Origin of the sequence: Sessilibacter corallicola (genome assembly GCF_021290925.1) — a bacterium.
Lineage (GTDB): Bacteria > Pseudomonadota > Gammaproteobacteria > Pseudomonadales > Cellvibrionaceae > Sessilibacter > Sessilibacter corallicola.
On the sequence record NZ_JAJSLX010000001.1, the window covers coordinates 1,669,537 to 1,685,878 of the forward strand.

Annotated in this window: 16 protein-coding genes; 4 read left to right on the forward strand and 12 right to left on the reverse strand. The window is 44.9% G+C overall.

The annotated features are described in order from the left end of the window. Positions 1 to 12: 12 nt before the first annotated feature. Together LU361_RS07015 and LU361_RS07020 are read left to right on the forward strand one after the other, a co-directional pair. Complete coding sequence (locus tag LU361_RS07015; protein ID WP_233088110.1) at positions 13 to 558, forward strand: hypothetical protein; 546 nt, start codon at positions 13 to 15, stop codon at positions 556 to 558. A gap of 12 nt (positions 559 to 570) precedes the next feature. Continuing rightward, on the forward strand, positions 571 to 2,046 hold the full coding sequence (locus LU361_RS07020; protein WP_233088111.1) for a PepSY-associated TM helix domain-containing protein: 1,476 nt from the start codon (positions 571 to 573) through the stop codon (positions 2,044 to 2,046). Positions 2,047 to 2,200: 154 nt separating this feature from the next. On the opposite strand, the gene LU361_RS07025 is transcribed toward LU361_RS07020, so the two are convergent. The 4 genes from LU361_RS07025 to glyQ all read right to left on the reverse strand — a co-directional run bounded on the left by LU361_RS07025 (position 2,201) and on the right by glyQ (position 6,578). After that, a complete protein-coding gene (locus LU361_RS07025; RefSeq protein ID WP_233088112.1) occupies positions 2,201 to 2,914 on the reverse strand; it encodes a lysophospholipid acyltransferase family protein in 714 nt (237 codons plus the stop codon). Positions 2,915 to 2,983: 69 nt separating this feature from the next. Then, positions 2,984 to 3,502, reverse strand: coding sequence for a D-glycero-alpha-D-manno-heptose-1,7-bisphosphate 7-phosphatase (locus tag LU361_RS07030; RefSeq protein WP_233088113.1), 519 nt, complete (start codon positions 3,500 to 3,502; stop codon positions 2,984 to 2,986). A 23-nt stretch (positions 3,503 to 3,525) separates the two neighbouring features. Further along, positions 3,526 to 5,601: a glycine--tRNA ligase subunit beta gene (gene glyS / locus LU361_RS07035; protein WP_233088114.1), complete on the reverse strand. Its 2,076-nt coding sequence runs from the start codon at positions 5,599 to 5,601 to the stop codon at positions 3,526 to 3,528. Then, on the reverse strand, positions 5,598 to 6,578 hold the full coding sequence (gene glyQ / locus LU361_RS07040; protein ID WP_233088115.1) for a glycine--tRNA ligase subunit alpha: 981 nt from the start codon (positions 6,576 to 6,578) through the stop codon (positions 5,598 to 5,600). The genes glyS and glyQ overlap by 4 nt, the downstream gene beginning before the upstream one ends. Positions 6,579 to 6,909: 331 nt before the next feature. On the opposite strand from glyQ, the gene LU361_RS07045 reads away from it, so the two are divergent. Further along, on the forward strand, positions 6,910 to 7,878 hold the full coding sequence (locus LU361_RS07045; protein WP_233088116.1) for a lysophospholipid acyltransferase family protein: 969 nt from the start codon (positions 6,910 to 6,912) through the stop codon (positions 7,876 to 7,878). Positions 7,879 to 7,912: 34 nt separating this feature from the next. On the opposite strand, the gene LU361_RS07050 is transcribed toward LU361_RS07045, so the two are convergent. The 5 genes from LU361_RS07050 to LU361_RS07070 form a co-directional block, all read right to left on the reverse strand. Next, positions 7,913 to 8,683 (reverse strand): SCO family protein, encoded by a 771-nt coding sequence (locus LU361_RS07050; protein ID WP_233088117.1) that lies wholly within the window; start codon positions 8,681 to 8,683, stop codon positions 7,913 to 7,915. 38 nt (positions 8,684 to 8,721) lie between these two features. Beyond that, positions 8,722 to 9,621 carry a heme o synthase gene (cyoE, locus tag LU361_RS07055; RefSeq protein WP_233088118.1) on the reverse strand — a complete coding sequence of 300 codons (900 nt, stop codon included), beginning with the start codon at positions 9,619 to 9,621 and terminating at the stop codon, positions 8,722 to 8,724. Positions 9,622 to 9,655: 34 nt separating this feature from the next. Further along, positions 9,656 to 10,846: a COX15/CtaA family protein gene (locus LU361_RS07060; RefSeq protein ID WP_233088119.1), complete on the reverse strand. Its 1,191-nt coding sequence runs from the start codon at positions 10,844 to 10,846 to the stop codon at positions 9,656 to 9,658. A gap of 139 nt (positions 10,847 to 10,985) precedes the next feature. Next, a complete protein-coding gene (locus LU361_RS07065; protein ID WP_233088120.1) occupies positions 10,986 to 11,627 on the reverse strand; it encodes a redox-active disulfide-containing membrane protein in 642 nt (213 codons plus the stop codon). Continuing rightward, on the reverse strand, positions 11,611 to 12,360 hold the full coding sequence (locus LU361_RS07070) for an SURF1 family protein (RefSeq protein WP_233088121.1): 750 nt from the start codon (positions 12,358 to 12,360) through the stop codon (positions 11,611 to 11,613). The genes LU361_RS07065 and LU361_RS07070 overlap by 17 nt, the downstream gene beginning before the upstream one ends. A gap of 372 nt (positions 12,361 to 12,732) precedes the next feature. On the opposite strand from LU361_RS07070, the gene LU361_RS07075 reads away from it, so the two are divergent. Next, a complete protein-coding gene (locus LU361_RS07075; RefSeq protein WP_233088122.1) occupies positions 12,733 to 12,969 on the forward strand; it encodes a DUF2909 domain-containing protein in 237 nt (78 codons plus the stop codon). Between the two features lie 209 nt (positions 12,970 to 13,178). Here LU361_RS07075 and LU361_RS07080 read toward each other — a convergent pair whose 3' ends face one another. Genes LU361_RS07080 through ctaD form a run of 3 tightly spaced genes read right to left on the reverse strand, consistent with a single transcriptional unit; the run spans position 13,179 to position 16,297 of the window. Next, on the reverse strand, positions 13,179 to 14,099 hold the full coding sequence (locus tag LU361_RS07080; protein ID WP_233088123.1) for a cytochrome c oxidase subunit 3: 921 nt from the start codon (positions 14,097 to 14,099) through the stop codon (positions 13,179 to 13,181). A gap of 10 nt (positions 14,100 to 14,109) precedes the next feature. Then, the gene (locus LU361_RS07085) at positions 14,110 to 14,718 is read right to left on the reverse strand and encodes a cytochrome c oxidase assembly protein (protein WP_233088124.1); all 609 of its coding nucleotides are present in this window, start codon (positions 14,716 to 14,718) and stop codon (positions 14,110 to 14,112) included. Positions 14,719 to 14,746: 28 nt separating this feature from the next. Further along, positions 14,747 to 16,297: a cytochrome c oxidase subunit I gene (gene ctaD, locus LU361_RS07090; protein ID WP_233088125.1), complete on the reverse strand. Its 1,551-nt coding sequence runs from the start codon at positions 16,295 to 16,297 to the stop codon at positions 14,747 to 14,749. Positions 16,298 to 16,342 lie beyond the last annotated feature (45 nt).

The following is a 16,342-nucleotide window of genomic DNA, read 5'->3' on the forward strand; positions in this document are numbered from 1 at the left end:
ATTGGATTTCTTATGAACGCATGGGTTTTGGTTGGCTTAATTACGCAATTGGTTGGCATCTCGTGTTTCTACATGGCATGGAGAGGCCTGGTTAAAATAAAAAGTCTATTTACCTCGTTGGGCATCATCTTAGAAGTGTTAGGGATTCTTTTATGGTGCGAAGGTGTTGGCTACGAGTTTGGTATCGCACTGGGATTATTTAGCATTGCGGTAATTTCCTGGGCAATTATTGTCGGTCATAACTTTTCTGAAAAAGATTTAAAACTCAAAGAAACGCAATGGCGCAATAACCATCCTGACCCTAAAAAAGTGTATCGATACTTTTTAAAATTTATTGTAGGTGTTTTATTGGCGGGCATTGCCAGCATTTTTATTGTTACCCTAATGATTCAAATGCTGCCTTGGGAATCCGCTAATCGCCTAGCGTTTGGGATTATTGCCTTACCGCTATTGTGGGGTGGCCTGTGTGTTTGGAGTTACGGTAAGAAGTCTCTCATTCAGCCATCAATCATTATGTTCACTGCAGCCAGCTTGTGTTCAATTAATTTAATTATTTAATGCTTAAAAATTATGGCAAATCCACCGGCAAACTTTGTTAAAACCTGCGCTGTCAGTCACTCCACATTAGGTTTATTTATAGCGGCTCTACTTTATTTAGTTTGCATCAGTGGCAGCCTTGCAGTTTTTAAAGATGATATCGAACGCTGGGAACAACCCTTAGCGCAAGAAACGCAACTGCCGCCAATCTCTGCCATCGAAAAGAGTTTCAACGAGGCTTTAAACGACTCTCAAAAAGTCACGGAACACATGTATCTTGTGTTTCCGTCGGAGTCGTTGCCGCGTTACAAAATTGCCAGTGAAAAAGAAGGTTGGTATTTAAATGAAAGCGGCGAACCAGACGCATCTGCGTACACTTATTTTGCTGACTTATTAAGTCATTTACACACCTATTTACATCTTCCTTCGGCCATCGGTATTTATGTGGTCAGTTTGATGGGGATTCTACTGACCGCGTTAATTATTTCGGGTTTTCTATCGCACCCAAACATTATTAAAGACGCGTTTAAATGGCGCAAACAAAACAGTGCACGTTTGTATGAAACCGATTTGCACAATCGCTTGAGTGTGTGGGGCGCACCGTTTTATTTAATGCTTGCCATTACCGGCGCTTATTTTGGTTTTATTGGTTTACTGTTGGCAAGCTTTGCCCAATTCGAATACGACGGAGATCGACAAGCAGTCATTACTGAAGTGTTCGGTGAAGAACCCAAACTCACAGAACAACCCAAATACATACAACTCGAAAAAATCATTGATGCCGCCTCAGAAATAGATTCGGGTCAAAAGTTGTTTGCGGTAGTTCACGACAGTGGCACCGACAGCCAATTTGTAGAGCTTTATATTCAACAAGCCAATCGCTTTTTGTATTCCGAGGTTTACCGCTTTGATGTCAACGGTAATTACTTGGGCTCAGACGATTATCTCAATGGCAGTGTTGGTAAACAAATTGGCTTCTCAACTTATCGTTTGCACTTCGGTTTATTTTTCGGTTTTAGCGTAAAGCTTTTGTACTTCGTATTAGGCATGTGCCTAACCATGATTTGTGTCACCGGAGTGAATATCTGGCTGTTAAAAAGAAAACATCAAGACTTTGTAAACCCGTTGTGGGCAGCGGTAGTGTGGGGCGCGCCACTGAGCATTATCGTCGCTGCAATCAGTTCCTTGATATTGCATACCAGCTCAGCCGTGAGTTTTTGGCTGCCGTATGTTCTTTGTATGCTAGCCAGCCTTAGCTCGAAAAATGCCGCTGTATTCAAAAACCAGCTAATGATTGCCAATGCTGCATCAGCGATTTTATTACTGTTGGTTCATGTATCCCTATTCGGCTGGACATTATTTTCTCCCGCCTCCATTTTACTCACAGTAGCGCTAATAACTTATGTTGGTGTGCTCACTTATTTCTTAAATTATAAGAATCGTATTGGTGATGAAAAATCCGTGAGCAAAGATTTAGGCGATAAAAATACCGGTGTCGCATCAAGCTAGTTTGGTGAGTGTGATTCAGCTTAGAGTTTGTTAAGAATTTCTGATGAAATATGAATATTTTGGCAGGAATTATCGTCGGTCTAATAAGCGCTGCGAGTTCAATTAAATCTAAATTAAATTGTAGCGCTTATTGTTTTATCGTGTTAACTAAAATCTAACTTTCAATCCGCTCCTGTTGCGCTTCAATCCAAGCTCTAACTTCCTCAGTTACTTCGCGAGAGGTCTTTCCTTCTGTTGAAATTGGCTCGCCAATAATGACAGAAACGGTTCCTGGAATTTTGCTGAATTCTTTATTAATCCAATAACTGCCTGCATTGTGAGCCACGGGAATAATTTCGGCGTTGGTGGCGAGTGCAATTTCGGCGCCGCTGCGTGCGTATTTGCCGGCGGTTTTTGGTTCGACTCGTGTACCTTCGGGAAAAACAATTAAGTTTCTGCCAGAGGCGACACACTGGGTGCCTAGTTGCTTAACTTGTTTCAGTGCTTGAATAGGGTTGGCGCGATCAATGGCGACGGGATCGAGTCGACCAAGGCCCCAACCAAAAAACGGAATTTTTAATAATTCGTGTTTTAAAATGGTACTGGCGGGTTCAAATAACGTTTGCAGAAAAAATGTTTCCCACGCGCTTTGATGCTTTGCCATCACAACGTAACGTTTTGTGTTGTCAGGTAATTCACCGTCTATTTGATATTTAATTCCACAAATTGTTTTTGCCGCAAAAACAACGAAAAAATTCCAGCGATTAATAATGATTTGGGCACGGCTTTTCGGGAACACATAATAAAGCGTTACCGAAAAGGTGCCGAATACAAACGCTGAAAGCGCATAAACAATGTGAAATAAAACGGCGCGTAAAAAATTTATCATAAACCTAAACTGGTTCTGTGGTTGTTAACGTGTGTTCAGAGAATGCTAAATTATCGGTCCACGGATGAATTAATAGTGACAGATAATATGATCTACAGCTTGGCGAACGTCAGGAAAGGTTTCTACTGCTGAATCTGATTCTGTGTTTGCGGTGCGAATCCAAAAAGCTTGGGCACCGACTTTTTGCGCAAGCTCAATGTCGTCGTGGGTATTGGTCACGAGCAACATATCGGTTGCTGGCACTGAGAATTCCAACTCAATGGCATCGATCAAGCCGGTGTTTGGCTTGCGGCAAGGGCATTGACTGTCTTCTGAGTGCGGGCAGTAGAAAATTGCTGAAATAGTACCACCGCGATTTTCTACTAACTCGTTTAAGCGTGTGTGGATGGCTTCGAGTGTATCAAGCTCCAATTTGCCTTCAGCAATTTCTGGCTGATTGTTGGCAACCACAAGTGTAAATCCAGCTTGGCTGAGCTTTGCCAAGGCTTCAATGGCGCCGGTAATGGGTCTCCAATCGGACAGCTGAGTGATACCGTTGTCGGTTGGCTCATTCAGCAAGCCGTCGCGATTGAAGACTACAAGGCGCATAAGGATGTCCAGATGATCAGTGCTTAAGCTTTTGCCGGAACAAGGTAAGAAATATCGGCCACTTCTAAGAATAGGGCTCGAAGCTCTTTTAGTAAGGCTAGACGGTTATTGCGCAACGTCTCGTCTTCGGCCATTACCATAACCTGATCAAAAAACGCATCCACAGGCTCGCGCAATTTAGATAACGCCGTTAACGCCTGCGCGTATTGGCTGTCGGCAAACAACGGAGTGACTTCAGCAGAGATCGACTCAACCGCTTGAGCGAGGTCTTTCTCGGCAGCTTCCACTAGGTGTGCTTGGGAAAGCGCACCGGGTTCGCTGTCTTGCTTGGCCAAAATATTGGATACACGCTTGTTGGCAGCGGCAAGTGAGGCGGCAGCATCGAGTTTAGAGAACTCAGCAACCGCAGCAATGCGCGCGTCGATATCGGTCGGTGTGGATAAGTTCTTGGCACTCACCGATTGGAAAATCTCGGCGCTGATGTCGGCGTCTTCGTACCAGGCTTTTAAGCGCTCAATCATGTAGTTAAGCACGGTGGTGCTCAAGCCGTCGGATTTTGGCAGTTCTGGGTATTGGCTGATGGCCAATTCAAGCAGCTCGGCCAAATCTAGGCTGATCTTGTTTTCGATCAACAAGCGCAACACGGCAACACTGGCACGACGTAAAGCAAATGGGTCTTTCGAACCGGTAGGCTGTTCGCCAATACCAAAGATGCCTACTAAGGTGTCTAGGCGATCGGCCAGCGCAACGACGGTACCAATGTTTGATGCCGGTAATTTATCGCCTGCAAATTTCGGTAGATACTGCTCGGCCAAGGCTTCGGCAACTTCCGGTGCTTCACCTTGATTCAGCGCGTAGTAACGACCAGCAATGCCTTGCATTTTGTCGAATTCGAGCACCATTTCCGAGGCCAAATCACTCTTTGAGAGGCTACCAGCGCGGGCGGCTTGTTCGCCGTTGTGACCCAATTTTTCTGCGATGGCTTTGGCAAGGCCGGCAATGCGTTCGGTCTTTTCGAACACGGTGCCAAGCTTGGCTTGGAAAACGATGTTTTTCAGGCGCTCGCGGTAGTCATCAAGGGTGTGTTTTTTGTCGGTTTCAAAGAAGAAGGCGGCATCGGCCAAACGTGGGCGAATCACGCGCTCGTTACCGTCAATAACCGCTTCTGGGTTTTGGCTGACGATGTTGGCTACAGTGATAAAGTTGGGCAGCAATTTGCCGTTTTTATCCACCACGTGGAAATACTTCTGGTGTTCCGACATGGAAGAAATCAGGGCTTCGGCCGGTACTTCCAAGAAGGATTCATCAAACTTACCGGTGAGCGCAACGGGCCATTCAACCAAGGCGGTTACTTCGTCGAGAAGGTCGTCTTCAATAACGGCAATACCGCCGATTTTTTCAGCCTCAGCTTCAACTTGTTTGCGAATGTCGGCTTGACGAATTTCGAAATCAGCTTGTACGAAAGCGGTTTCAGAGAGAGTGAGTGCATACTCACTTGGAGTGTTAATCGCCAAAGTTTGGTTGTAATGGAAGCGGTGACCGCGAGTTTCACGACCAGATTTCAATCCCAATACTTCACCTTCAACCACGTCGTTGCCAAACAACATCACTAACCAGTGCACCGGACGAACGAACTCCGTGCGTGTAGCGCCCCAGCGCATGCGCTTTGGAATCGGTAATTGTGCAAGGGATTGGCTGACGATATCGGTCAGTAATTCCGTGGTTTTCTCGCCACCAGAAATTTGAGTAAACGCCAGTTTCTCGACTTTACCGTCATTTTGCGTGCTTAATTCGTCGATGTTCAGACCGTTCTTTTTCGCGAACGCTTCTGCGGCTTTGGTGGGCTTGCCTTCGGCGTCAAAAGCGATTTTCGCTGGTGGGCCAAACATTAAGCTTTCTTTCTTTGGCGTGGTTTCGGCAAGACCAGTTACCAATACCGCCAAACGACGCGGGGCGGCGTAGGCTTTGATGCCTTCAAAGGAGAGATCGGCGCTTTTCAGGCCAGATTCGATTCCACTGGTGAAGGCATTCGACAGTGATTTAAGGGCTTTTGGTGGCAGCTCTTCGGTGCCGAGTTCTACTAGAAAATCTTGACTCATGATTTGTCTCCCGCGGCGTCTTGAGCTTCACAGGCGGCTAATACTTCGTTGCGTAAATCTTCCGGCGCTAATGGGAAACCCAGTGCGCGGCGGCGATCAAAATAAGCTTGGGCAACCGCGCGGGCAAGCGTTCGAACGCGCAAAATGTAGCGCTGACGTTCGGTTACGGAAATCGCGTGGCGGGCATCCAACAGGTTAAACGTGTGCGAGGCTTTCATGACCATCTCGTAAGCCGGTAGCGGCAAGCCTTTTTCAACCAGGCGCTTACTTTCGCTTTCGTACTTATCGAAGCATTGGAACAAGAACGGAACGTCGGCTTCTTCGTAGTTAAAATGCGACATTTCCACTTCATTTTGGTGGAATACATCGCCATAAGTCACGATCTCACCGTTTGGATCTTTCGCCCAAACAAGGTCGTAAACGGTATCGGCGCCTTGCAAATACATGGCGATACGCTCAAGACCGTAAGTGATTTCACCGGTTACCGGGTAGCATTCGATGCCGCCGACGGCTTGGAAATAGGTAAACTGAGTGACTTCCATACCGTTGAGCCACACTTCCCATCCCAAACCCCAGGCGCCAAGCGTGGGTGATTCCCAGTTGTCTTCCACGAAACGAATGTCGTGAACGAGGGGATCAATGCCCAAGTGCTTGAGAGAATTTAAATACAATTCTTGGATATTCTTAGGCGATGGTTTCATCACTACCTGGAACTGGTAGTAGTGCTGCAACCGATTTGGGTTCTCACCAAAGCGGCCATCGGTAGGGCGACGGCTTGGTTGCACGTAGGCTGCGTTCCAGGTTTCTGGGCCAAGAGCGCGCAAAACAGTTGCCGGATGGAAGGTGCCTGCGCCGACTTCCATATCCAAGGGTTGTAAAATTACGCAGCCCTGTTCGGCCCAGTACTGCTGTAATGCGAAAATGAGCCCTTGAAAGGTGCTGACGTCGGGCCCGGACGCGGGAGTGGATTCGGCCACGGTTATGCTCGCTCCAAAAATAAAATTAACGGCTTAAAAGTCGAGGGCGGATTATAGACGTGTCTCGGCAATTTCTCACCCGGCAAATGATCCGCAAATGAGCGATTGAGTTGGCAATTGTGGTAAAACCCAAGCAACGGTAAAGCTGAGCTTACGTAATGCATTGAAATAAAAAGAAAATTTAACCATTCTAAGATTAATTTAGACCATCGATGAAATCAAAACCTGGGTCAGATTTGGCCGTTAAAGTTTTGAAAATTCGCTGAAATTTGAGTCAGTTCCACTATTTGAGTTAGTCTTCGCGCCATCGAATGCGAGAAGGTGAAGCACTATGGCCGAGCGGCCCGCGACAAATAAAGACAGTAAAGGGCGTAGTTCCCGTCGAAAAGATGCCCGCAATCAAGAGGCTAAGTTTGACGTGAAAGGGCGTCTGGCCGTTTCGTTAATGAAAGCGCTGTCGTTTTTGCCTTTTCGCCAAGCCCGTGGCCTCGGCCGTTTTGTGGGCAAACTGTTGTGGTCTTTTAATGCCAGCGCAGCGAAAGTGACCAAAGAAAATATCGGTTACGCGTTTAAAGAATTATCCGCTTTGGAGCAAACCGCGCTCGCCCGAGAGAGTGTGATTCAGTCTTCGCAAACCTTCTCAGAAATGGGAAAGGTTTGGCTCAATGACGATCAGTGGTTGATGAACTCGGTGACAGAAACCGAAAACAAAGAACGTCTCGATGAACTGCTGGCCGAAGATCGCGGTGTTATCTTGCTGGCGCCACACCTGGGTAACTGGGAAGTGCTGGGTCGATATTTGGGCATTGTTTGCCCGGTAATTACCTGCATGTATCAACCCGTGCAATTGCGGGCAATGGACGACATGATCAAAGGCGCGCGCAGCAAAAATATGGTTATGGCGCCCACCGATAAACGCGGCGTTATGCAATTAATGAAGGCGTTGAAAAACAACGAAATTATCGGTGTGCTTCCCGATCAATTGCCGTTGGATGGTGGCGGTGATTTTGCTGACTTCTTTGGCAAGCCCGCCTTAACCATGACGCTGATTCGCCAGCTGCAACAAAAAACCAATTCTGCGGTAATCATGGCGTTTGCGAAACGCATTGATTCTGGGTTTCGTGTCATTTTTATGGAGCCCGATCCGCTCATTTACTCCAAAAATCCCGATGAAGCGTTGCTGGGTTTGAATTGCTCGGTAGAATTGTGTGTTCACCGAGCGCCTGAGCAATACCAATGGGAATACAAACGCTACCGCCGCCAGCCCGAAGGCATTCCACGGCCCTATCAGTTTAAGTAACCAGTAAGCAGTTAAATCCAACTGCGTGACAGCGTTAGTTGGTGAGTCCGGTATTCCTGTTAAAGTTCGCCACAATCGACGGCAGCGAGTTTGCGATAACGTCGGCTTTTACGGGTGAGAAATAATAGCCGTGGTAATCGCCGTTAGGATTAATGATAACCACTTGGCTGCCGTGATTAATGTCGTAGGTGGGTTCGGCGTCTTCCATCATATGATGGTGATGTGCGTGTTCGTCGGCGGGAGCCAGCGCATCTTCACGAATTTTAAAAAACGGAACGTACAAGCTTTCGGCGAAAGATTTTAGTGTCACAAAATCCCCCGTTAAACCGGAAAATTCCTGATTAAAATTACTTACGTAACTCGCTAGCTTTTCGGGGCTGTCTCGTTCGGGATCAACCGTAATTAAATAAACGTTGGTTTGTGACTGAATTTCTTGTGGCAAACCTTTGTAGGCTCGATTAATTTCATTGAGCGCCATTGGGCAAATGTGCGGACAGTGGGTAAATCCAAAAAACACCAGGTTCCAATTTTTTTCAAAGGCCGTATTAGAAAAAGCAGCGTTATCTTGGTTTATTAAATTAACCTCTTGCAATGGTCTGGGTTCGTTTAATACCCGAACACCATCTAAGGTAAGCTGTAATTGAGTTTGTGGCGGCTGGGTAAACAGTTTATTTAAAAACAACAAAAACACTAAAAATATAAAAAATACGATACCAGCAACGGTCATAAAAATACCGCGCTTATTTTTCACTACTCTGTCATCTGCCGCAAAATCGTTTGCGTTTTGGGTGAGTGGTTTAGCCATAAAAATGCCTTCGGAAAATAAATGGGTCAAACGGTTTATTACAGCATAAAGTGATCAAAAAGCATGGCGGCAAACAACAACAATAAATACGTGATGGAAAATTTAAACGTATTCAATGCTAAATTAATGTCTGACGAAAAATACGTGCGCACGCTTTTGTAAATAAACATCACACCAAGTGTGGTGGCCGAGAACAAATAAATCCAAGAAAACATGCCCGTGCAAAATGGCAGTAAGGTGACGGCCAATAAAATAAACGAATACAACACAATATGCAGTTTTGTGTATTGAATGCCATGGGTTACCGGCAACATGGGAACTCCAGCTTTGGCGTAGTCGTCTTTTTTGTAAACCGCCAGCGCCCAAAAGTGTGGAGGTGTCCAAGCAAAAATAATCAGCACTAACAACAAGGCGTCTGGATGAATGGAACCTGTGACGGCAACCCAACCCAACAGTGGTGGAGCCGCACCAGCAATGCCGCCAATAACAATGTTCTGCGGTGTGGCTCTTTTTAGAAATAATGTATATATCAACGCGTAACCCACCAATGAAGCAAGGGTAAGCCACGCAGTGAGCGAATTAACAAAAACAAACAACACCGACTGACCAATAATGCCGAGCAAGAACGCAAAAATAATTGCCCGGTGTATTGGAACGCGGCCGGTAGCGACGGGTCGTTTTTTGGTGCGCGACATTTTTTGGTCGATCTCGCGATCAACAATATGATTAATAGCAGCAGCGCTGGCCGCACTTAAACCAATGCCAAGGTTTCCCCAGAATATAATGGATAAATCCGACAAATAATCTTCTGCCAGCAGCATGCCAATTAAACTTGTCATTAACATAACGATAACAACGTTGGGTTTGCATAGTGCGTAATAATCGCGCCAGCTTACCGAGACATTGTAAGATTGGGTCGCAAGTGCCTTAGATTTCATACCAGGCTCCTAAAAAGGAATTTAATTATTATTGTTAACTGCGTGGTGATAAATTTTTATCAGACTGAATCGATTGTAAATTGAATTTTTTAAAATACAGTAAGTGCGACAGGCAAAAAATAAGAGACAACAATAAAATGACGCCGAACAAATTATGGAGTATCGCCACGGGTAATGGTGTGATAAACACCACATTTGAAATACCAAGCGCAATTTGAATTGTCAGTGCCGACAATAAAATAACAGCACTGCTTTTAAGAAACGGTTGTCGGTACAGTAAAATAATAAGAGGAATGCAAAAAAGAAAAACTAATCCCGCACCTATGCGATGACTCATGTGTATGGCTGTACGAGAAGGGCCATCCAATTGGCCACCTAAGTAGTTCGGGCCGATGGTTTGGGTAATATTAAAACCGGATTTAAAATCCATTGTTGGCCAGAGTGTGCCTTGGCAGGTTGGAAAATCATGGCACGGAAGTGCTGCGTAATTTGCTGCAGTCCAACCGCCCAAGCTAATTTGTGTCACAACCAACAGCAAACAAATAATCGATAATCTTTTGATGATTTTTACGTTGGGCTGTTGTGGTAAATCACTGGCAGGGTAATTGGAAAAATGTTTAAACAATCGCTCTTGGTTGAGTTTTATATTTAATAAACCCAGCAATGCCAGAGTAGTAAAGCCGCCTAATAAATGCAGCGTTACCACCTGTGGCCACAGTTTTAAGGTGACTGTCCACATACCAAATGCGGCTTGCACAATGACAATCGCTAAAATTAAAAAAGGTAATTTAATCGGTTGCTGGGATTTAGCGTTGGATTTTTTGTTGAGTACGCTCACGGTAACAATGGCAAGCACCAATAAGCCCAGTGTTCCGGCGAAATACCGATGCACCATCTCTGGCCAGGTTTTATCGAGTTCGACGGGAGTTTCTGGGAATTTTGCTTCGGCGGCAGAAATTTCTTGTTGGCTGGTCGGCCAGGTTAAATGGCCGTAGCATCCCGGCCAATCTGGGCAGCCTAAACCGGCGTGAACCAAACGTGTATAAGCACCGAGGCCAACAACCACAAACGCCAATAAAAAAGCCGCTAGCGCTAGCATTTTATAACACTGAGCTAAAGTAAAACCGGTGCTGTTTGTTGAATCTGAATGAGTGTGCGTGTTGTTGTGCAGTGTTGCTGGGATCTTAGATTGCGTGTGTATCGACGTAATCGGAGCAGAATTCATAAGACACCCTTTATATTCTTATTTTCTCATATTCATTCTAGAACACTGTCAGAAATGTGCATTTTAATTTCGTGACAGTTTCTAGAATCAATCGGTTAGGTGTGTATGGTCTATTTTGGTCAGCTTTTAACTGAACGGTCTACTCGTAAGAGTATTTAAGCAGTCGAGATAAATCGGTTAACAAATCATTACCGGAATGATCTTGGTTGTATATCATCATGGCGAAACCTTCTTGATCTACCAAAATGATGGACGGAGTTTTTGATGAATTTAACGCGTTGGTATCTGAGAATAAATTCATCCACAGCGATTGGTTCACTTGAGCAATAGCTAACCCCGGATCTTCAATTTCTAGCGTGCGAATAAAGCCGGGGTCTAAATCAATATGGCTGTCATTAATCTGTAACAAAAACCGCTCAATTCGATGGCTTTCTTTTGCCAGCCGTTTGTGAACTTGTCGGGTTGTGTAAATATTTTCGGCGCAAGCTTCGTCGCATTGATTGTCTATGGGGATAATCATGCGCCACAACTTACTGCTTTTGTCTGCAACAGCTGCGGTATTGCCTTGTGAGTCTTTCGCCATCAGTGAACTGATGTCGGTTGCCGGGAACAACAAAGTCCCTTTGTTGACCGTGGCATCCGGTATGCCCATGCCTGTGTGGTAAATCCAGTAGGCGATTAACATAGGAGCGGCAAAGGTAATGACTAAGAAAATGCCTGTCAGCCGTCCTCGGGTTTGTGCCGTGTGTTTCGGTAAAACATTATTATTTGTTATTTCCACGCTGCCACCTCTGTGCGAGATCGCTATTGGTTAACAGAAATGCAAAAGCCAGAGTAATCGCCATTGCAAACCACTGTATTGCGTAACCAATATGCTTAGATGCTTTTATTGATTTGTCTTGCCAGTGAGTTCTCAATGCAGCTGGGTGGTCGGGAGAAATTTGTAAGTACCAACTTGATTCCATACCCGAATAAGGAAAACTCTCTGGAGTAATTTCTAATATAGAATCATTTCCGACATTTTGGAAAATATTTTCTACAAAAGGCAGGTCCATCGGCTTTCTTGCGTTGCCAAAAATCGACGGCATATCGAGAAGGTGTATGAGTTGGTTGTGGTTGATCTCTGGCGGTCGACTCGACGTACCATCTACCCAACCCAAGTTCACCAACAGGGTTTCGCCCTGAACGGTATTGAACGGTATCAGTAGATCGTAGCCGTATTCGCCTTTGATGATTTGATTCTTCAAGAACCAAATATTGTGAATATCAAATTCGCCTTTGAGTGAGACAGATTGAAATTCTGCCGGTGTGTGTTTAAGGGATAGCAAATCAATCGGTTCAAATTGCGCATACTGTAATTTCTGCTGGCTGATTGCGCGTTTATCCGCTGCTCGATCTAACTGCCAAACGCCCAATGTGAGAAATAACAAAAAGAATAAACCAAATAAAATTGCCGCTTTTACGTCGATTGTCCAATGTATTTGCCTGACTGACAGGCTGCCAATAATATTCATAATCCAGGTCTACGGTTGGTGAGTCAAAAAGTTTTCAATTTGGTGTCCATACGCATAGGTAGTAAATTATGTAAAACAAAAAATTTGCGATTTATCAGCATCGCTTATATAAGTTAATAATAATTTTATACATCCATATTTTTTGATTGGGTTTATCAGTGGTTGTATTTGTCGCAGATCAAATTGGAGTCTTCAAAATCAGTCTGTGTAATTTTAAGACACCTTTGTGTATTTGGCTCTGTGTAATACAACTTTTTACAGCTTAAAATTTTACTAATTTAAAAATTCACGTTTGTACGTGTGTTATTTTGAAGTTGAATAATACGTGTCAATTATTTAGTGATTAATAATATTAAAAATGGTTACTAAATTATGATAATTAAATTTCTAATTATTCTTTTGTTAGTTTTAGTGGTTCTAAGTTTAGCTCGTGCTCTGTATTGCTTGTTGGTCGACCGGCAAGAAGCGAATAAAAAACGAACACTCTATGCCTTGGGTTTTCGTGTAACGGTTGCTGCTGCTTTGTTGTGTTTAACGTTTTACGCCTTCTACAGCGGAAAAATTACGCCAACGGCGCCATGGGAATATCAGCAAAAAGGCATTAATTAATTCGATTTTGATTTAAGTACAAATTTACTCCTATCAATTTAGCCGCCAATTTGCGTTATCAAAATAATTGCAAGCGTATATAAATCATTTAAGAACAATTAGTCAAATTTGTATTTAGAATAATTATTACTATTAAAATCCAAAAATACGTTCCCTACTTTTTATAACAATTTTTAATTGTGATATTTGTAATTAAAATTTGAAGGTTATTAACCTAATACGTATACAAAAATAAACAAACATAACCAAACGACATCAACAAAGTGCCAATACCAGCTTGCGGCCTCAAATCCAAAACAATCGTCACTTTTAAAATGGTTTTTTAGAACTGCCCTTAAAAACATCACCAACAGCATAAAAGTTCCCAAAGCAACGTGTGCACCGTGAAAACCTGTCAACATAAAGAAGGTGGCGCCGTAAATACCAGAGCTGAGGGTTAAGCCCATATGGTGATACGCTTCTATGTATTCTTCGGCTTGCAGGATCAAAAATATAATCCCTAAACATACCGTAATGCCCAGCCACAAATGAAAACTTTTTCGATTCGAATTTTTAAGTGCGGTGTGAGCAATGTGTACCGTAACGCTTGAAGTCAGTAATACCGCAGTATTCCAAAACGGAAGCCACGACCAAATCGATGGCGCAGCAGACAAGCTCATGCTTTGTTCGGGCCCTAATTTTAAGGCGTTGTCGCCATTGGCAGCGGCGTCGGGGGTTGTTAGCAGTGGCCATTGGTGCTCAAAACCGGGCCAGAGAATGGTGTTGGTAAAACTGTCGTGGGTGCCATCTCCCGACAGCCAGGGCAGGGCGAAGGTTCGTACATAGAATAAGGCGCCGAAGAACGCGGCAAAAAACATAACTTCGCTGAAAATAAACCAGCCCATGCCCCACACATAAGAACGCTGTAATTGATCATTGGCGAGACCGGCAATGTTTTCGCCGATCACGGCGTGAAACCAACACCACAAAACCAACGCAAAAATCAGAAATCCGACAAACAGTATGGTGGTTCCGTATTCACCGCCATTGAGCCAGCTTGCCAATCCCCAAACGGTAGTGGCTAAGCCAAGCGATGCAAATATTGGAAGCTTACTTTGTTCCGGCACATAGTATTGCGATTGTGAAGACATATTAGCCTCGTTAATGTGTGGCGCGAGCAATACCGCTGCCCGAAGTTTCGTTCATTGAATATTGGGTAATATCAAAAATGGTGTACGCCAGCGTGATGGTGTGAATGTGGTCGGGAATGTCGGGATCGATGATAAATTGCAACACCAGATCGGCTTGTTCCCCCGCCGAAAGCGGTTGATTCTGAAAACAAAAACATTCGGTTTTGTGAAAATACTGCGCCGCTTCGAAGGGTACAACACTGGGTACTGCCTGACCCACCATATCGATTTGAGTGGGATTGAGCGCGAAATAGCTGACTTGTTTGACCTGAGTTGGCTCGACGGTCACGGAGCTTTCGTTGGGACGAAATTCCCAGGGCATGGTTTCGTTATTATTGGCAATAAACTGGACTTTGATTGAACGATCGCGGTTGTGGTTTTCAACCGTCATGTCCGACAAAGACGCGGTGTAGCGACCACCGGTCTTGCCATTAAGACCGGTAATTTCGCAAAAAACATCGTACAGCGGTGGCATCAAAAACATCGCGAAGGCAAACATTCCAACGCCAAAAAATAACAACTTGGCGATGAGTTTGCCGTGGTACTGAGCGCCTTTGTTTTTATTTTCACTCGTATTCACATCAAAGCCTTAAACGTTTAATCCGCCCTTATCGAATCACAGGAGGAGTTGAAAAGGTGTGGTAGGGCGCGGGTGTGGGTAATTCCCATTCCAGGCCGGTTGGTTTTTCCCATACTTCGTCGGTTGCTTTTTTCGAGCTGCGAATGGTTCGCACGACATTAAATAGAAACAGCAATTGCGCACCGCCAAACAAGAACGCCCCGCAACTGGAGATCATATTAAAGTCGGCAAACTGCAAGGCGTAGTCTGGAATTCTGCGCGGCATACCCGCTAAGCCGACAAAATGCATTGGGAAAAAGGTAAGGTTTAATCCGATAAACGCCATCCAAAAATGGGTTTTGCCCATCAGCTCGTTGTACATGTTGCCGCACCACTTTGGCAGCCAATAATAAACTGCAGCCGTAATGGAGAAAATCGCGCCGGGCACCAGCACATAGTGGAAGTGAGCCACCACAAAATAGGTGTCGTGGTATTGGAAATCGGCCGGGGCAATGGCCAGCATTAATCCAGAGAAGCCGCCGATGGTAAATAGAATTACGAATGCGACAGAGAATAACATGGGGGTTTCAAACGTGAGAGAGCCGCGAAACATCGTCGTGACCCAATTAAACACTTTCACTCCCGTAGGTACGGCAATGAGCATGGTGGCGTACATAAAGAATAGCTCGCCAGCTAAAGGAATGCCGACGGTAAACATGTGATGCGCCCAAACAATAAAGCTTAAGAACGCGATCGACGCCGTGGCGTACACCATAGAAGCGTAGCCAAACAGAGGTTTGCGAGCGAAGGTAGGAATAATCGCGCTGACAATCCCGAAGGCGGGCAGAATCATGATGTACACTTCGGGGTGACCAAAGAACCAGAAGACATGCTGGAACAACACCGGATCGCCACCGCCTGCGGCATCAAAGAAACTGGTGCCGAAGTGAATGTCCATCAACATCATGGTAACTACGCCTGCAAGAACGGGCATCACTGCAATCAGCAAATACGCGGTAATTAACCAGGTCCAAACAAACAATGGCATTTTCATGAGTGTCATACCAGGGGCGCGCATATTCAGAATGGTGGCAATAATATTAATCGCCCCCATAATCGAGCTGGCGCCCATGATATGAACCGCAACAATAAAGAAGGTCACACTGGGAGGCGCGTAGGTGGTAGACAGCGGAGCGTAAAAAGTCCAACCAAAATTGGGGGCGCCGCCTTCCATAAATAAGGTCGATAACAAAATAGCGAAGGCAAAGGGCAAAATCCAAAACGACCAATTATTCATTCTGGGCAGTGCCATATCTGGTGCGCCAATCATGATCGGAATCATCCAGTTGGCTAAGCCCACAAACGCGGGCATAACCGCGCCGAACACCATAATTAACCCGTGCAGGGTAGTCATTTGGTTAAAAAATTCAGGCTCGATAATTTGCAGTCCGGGCTCAAACAATTCTGCGCGAATCACTAACGCAAAAAAGCCGCCGATAAAAAACATGCTAAAGCTAAACCATAAATACATGGTACCAATGTCTTTATGGTTGGTTGTAAAAAACCATCGAGTTACACCTTGTGCCGGGCCGTGTGCCATGGAGCTATCTCCGATGTTTAACGAAGTATTATATTTTTTAAACGT

Excerpts from the sequence above, each read along its gene's own strand:
- LU361_RS07080 (WP_233088123.1), bottom strand. The coding sequence starts at position 14,099 with ATGTCTTCACAATCGCAATACTATGTGCCGGAACAAAGTAAGCTTCCA.
- LU361_RS07070 (WP_233088121.1), bottom strand. The coding sequence starts at position 12,360 with ATGAATATTATTGGCAGCCTGTCAGTCAGGCAAATACATTGGACAATC.
- LU361_RS07050 (WP_233088117.1), bottom strand. The coding sequence starts at position 8,683 with ATGGCTAAACCACTCACCCAAAACGCAAACGATTTTGCGGCAGATGAC.
- ctaD (WP_233088125.1), bottom strand. The coding sequence starts at position 16,297 with ATGGCACACGGCCCGGCACAAGGTGTAACTCGATGGTTTTTTACAACC.
- LU361_RS07030 (WP_233088113.1), bottom strand. The coding sequence starts at position 3,502 with ATGCGCCTTGTAGTCTTCAATCGCGACGGCTTGCTGAATGAGCCAACC.
- cyoE (WP_233088118.1), bottom strand. The coding sequence starts at position 9,621 with ATGAAATCTAAGGCACTTGCGACCCAATCTTACAATGTCTCGGTAAGC.
- LU361_RS07060 (WP_233088119.1), bottom strand. The coding sequence starts at position 10,846 with ATGAATTCTGCTCCGATTACGTCGATACACACGCAATCTAAGATCCCA.
- LU361_RS07045 (WP_233088116.1), top strand. The coding sequence starts at position 6,910 with ATGGCCGAGCGGCCCGCGACAAATAAAGACAGTAAAGGGCGTAGTTCC.
- LU361_RS07025 (WP_233088112.1), bottom strand. The coding sequence starts at position 2,914 with ATGATAAATTTTTTACGCGCCGTTTTATTTCACATTGTTTATGCGCTT.
- LU361_RS07015 (WP_233088110.1), top strand. The coding sequence starts at position 13 with ATGAACGCATGGGTTTTGGTTGGCTTAATTACGCAATTGGTTGGCATC.
- LU361_RS07075 (WP_233088122.1), top strand. The coding sequence starts at position 12,733 with ATGATAATTAAATTTCTAATTATTCTTTTGTTAGTTTTAGTGGTTCTA.
- LU361_RS07020 (WP_233088111.1), top strand. The coding sequence starts at position 571 with ATGGCAAATCCACCGGCAAACTTTGTTAAAACCTGCGCTGTCAGTCAC.
- glyS (WP_233088114.1), bottom strand. The coding sequence starts at position 5,601 with ATGAGTCAAGATTTTCTAGTAGAACTCGGCACCGAAGAGCTGCCACCA.